The sequence below is a fragment of the Tunicatimonas sp. genome, assembly GCF_049647865.1.
GTDB lineage: Bacteria > Bacteroidota > Bacteroidia > Cytophagales > Cyclobacteriaceae > Tunicatimonas.
Map to the genome: position 1 here is coordinate 1 of NZ_JBARYM010000334.1, position 2923 is coordinate 2923.

The 2923-nt window shown below is 40.3% G+C and carries 4 protein-coding genes; 2 read left to right on the plus strand and 2 right to left on the minus strand.

What is annotated here, in order from left to right:
* Together WBA23_RS10130 and WBA23_RS10135 are read right to left on the minus strand one after the other, a co-directional pair.
* A partial coding sequence (locus WBA23_RS10130; protein WP_424582165.1) for an SPW repeat domain-containing protein occupies positions 1-152 on the minus strand: 152 nt, incomplete at its 3' end.
* Between the two features lie 170 nt (positions 153-322).
* Positions 323-862, minus strand: a complete 540-nt coding sequence (locus WBA23_RS10135; protein ID WP_424582162.1) for a hypothetical protein — start codon at positions 860-862, stop codon at positions 323-325.
* Between the two features lie 379 nt (positions 863-1241).
* On the opposite strand from WBA23_RS10135, the gene WBA23_RS10140 reads away from it, so the two are divergent.
* Both WBA23_RS10140 and WBA23_RS10145 read left to right on the plus strand, forming a co-directional pair.
* Positions 1242-1373, plus strand: coding sequence for a hypothetical protein (locus tag WBA23_RS10140; protein WP_424582163.1), 132 nt, complete (start codon positions 1242-1244; stop codon positions 1371-1373).
* 158 nt (positions 1374-1531) lie between these two features.
* A partial coding sequence (locus tag WBA23_RS10145) for a M48 family metalloprotease (protein WP_424582164.1) occupies positions 1532-2923 on the plus strand: 1392 nt, incomplete at its 3' end.

Below are 2923 nucleotides of genomic sequence, written 5' to 3' on the forward strand. Positions count from 1 at the left end.
AAGGATACTACCAGAATAGTAGCTCCTACTAGCATTGGTACCCACTGGGCAAAGCTTCCGGTGGCAAAGCCAAAAATCCAGGGTGAAAGTATAAGTAGTGCACCGCTTATATAGTCAAGTAAGCCGTGCACTTTAGATGAGATAAATCGCATTAAAGTAAAAAATTAGTTGAAAAAATTGTGACTCTTATTGCAAATAACTTCCTACCTTTCTTGAAGTTATTAATTACCTAGGGTAAATAGCTAAATTGATAGATTATCGCTATGTAGTTATTACCGTGTACTTACCTAGTATAGGTAGAATTAAGGTATATACTTCTAGTCTATGGTGTATTGTCCCACAGTTCGTACTCAGCAGCTTCAATTACCCCATTGCCATCAGTATCCCACATAGAAAAAACCCCCTTAGCTACTTCGGGTTCATCCAATTCACTGTTACCATCTTTGTCCCACTTACTAAAATAATCTACGTCATCCAGCATCTTTTGAAATTCAGCGGATTGTACTACCCGATCATTATTCTGGTCCAGTCCATCTAATAAAGATTCGTTGTCAACTACTGCATCGGAAAAATAGGATTCTTTTCCGTGCTGCCACTCCTGTTCGGAAAGAGCTCCATCATTATCCTTATCAATCATTTGAAAAAATCCCTGGGTAAACTCACTACGACTCACCATTCGGTTATCATCATCGTTCCACTGGTCGTAGTACGGAGAAGTAGTGAAAGCCTGTTCAAATTCCTGGTCGTCTATACCACTGTTCTGGTTAGTATCCCAGTTATCATATCTATTATTTCGAGTATCAGGTTGGCAAGCAGTAGCTAAGAATATTACCGCTAAACCAGTATAAAAAAATTGTTTCATCGGTTTAAAAAATTGTATGTTTAAAAAATTAAGATATTGTTAAAACTGACTGACAATATATTTGTTCTCTCTATTTTTCAGTAATTTTTATACCAACATTAGACTTCTACTTACCTATTATTCCAAAAGGTGAAAATAACTTTACTCGTGTTGGCTAAGCTAATATTTGTGCACTTCTTATCACTGCTTTAACATTTACCACTGCCTGTTCGGAGGACGAACCCACTGTATCAACCGAGCCTATTAGCGAGGAAGTAAATTTGAAGATTTTCATCGGCATACTCTACGGTACATTGCTAACCCCAGACAGTAATGATCCAAGGAAGCTTATTGCTTAGCTGAAGCCCAACCTTCAGCTCAAATAGAAATCGTTGATAGCATGAACCACATACTCAAAACTGCTCCTGCCGACCGGCAAGCAGATGAAGCCACTTATAGTAATTCCAAAATGCCCTTGGCCAATGAGTTGATAGAAAGTATTGTTACCTTCTTAGATAATTATTCAAAGTAGACTAGACTAGTCGTGAGCCTAGTGTTGCGTTTTTTCCCCAACAATTGGGGAAACGATTAATAGATTTGCTATACCAATTGGCTTCTTCCGGTAAAAAATCCATTTTTCTTCAAGGCATTCTTTTTGAAATGTATTTTGTCGTAATAAAATCTACTACTATGAAAATACAGAGATACATATCTTATATGCTGATTTTAGCCACTAGTTTTTGGCTATCAGGCTGTGCTACTAATCCAGTAACCGGTAAAAAAGAACTAATGCTCATGTCTAGCAATCAGGAGCGGGCTATGGGTGAACAGAACGATCCACAAATCACTCAATTTTTCGGCGTTTATGACGATAAGCAACTACAGAAATTTATTAACGAGAAAGGTCAGCAAATGGCCAAGGTTTCTCACCGTCCCGATCTAGCCTATGAATTTAAGGTAGTGGATTCTCCGGTGGTGAACGCCTTTGCCGTACCCGGTGGATTCGTCTATTTTACCCGAGGCATTATGGCGCACTTTAACAACGAAGCCGAGTTTGCCGGAGTACTAGGACACGAAATTGGGCACGTAACCGCTCGCCATTCGGCTAGTCAGTACACGAAGCAGATGTTAGCTCAGGTTGGTATGGTAGCCGGAATGGTACTGGCTCCCGAATTAGCGCAATTTGCCGATGCTGCCCAGCAGGGGTTAGGATTACTATTTCTAAAGTTTGGTCGCGATGATGAAAAGCAGTCGGATAAACTAGGAGTAGAGTACTCTACCAAAATTGGTTACGACGCCGACGAGATGGCGAATTTCTTTAGTACGTTAGAACGTATGCGAGGAGAAGCTGGTCAAAGTGTACCTACCTTTATGTCAACCCATCCTGACCCGGCTGACCGTCAACAGAAAGTACAGCAGCTAGCGCAGAAGTGGAAGAAAAAAACCAAAGCTACCAACCTTGAAGTAGGCCGTAATTCATACTTACAGATGATTGATGGGTTACTATACGGCGAAGATCCAAATCAAGGATATCTGGAAGCTGGAGTGTTCTATCATCCGGTACTGAAATTTAAATTCCCCACTCCCCAAGGATGGACTTTCCAGAACACACCTCAACAGGTGCAAATGGCCCATAAAGAAGGTAAAGCCATTATGACGCTTAGTTTGGCGAAAGGAAATTCCCTAGAGGAAGCTGGAAAAGCCTTAGTGCAGAATAATAATCTATCGGTCATTCAGTCCGATAAAGGAAATGTTAACGGATTATCAGCACTGTCTATATTAGCGGATGTGCAACCTCAGCAGAATCAAGGTCAACCTCAGCAGCAGCAGCAACAACAACAAATTCGCTTGTTGTCTTATTTAATTCAATACGGTGGAAACATCTATAATATTTCAGGAATCAGTACCCAGCAAGACTTTAACCAGTTCAGTAATACGTTTACTAGTACTATGAAAAACTTTTCTGAGCTGACTGATCAGAGTAAAATCAACATTAAACCCGAACGAATTAGCCTTCAGGAGGTAACTCGTACCGCTACACTTTCAAAAGTATTAAAAGGATTCAATATGGCTAATGATCGC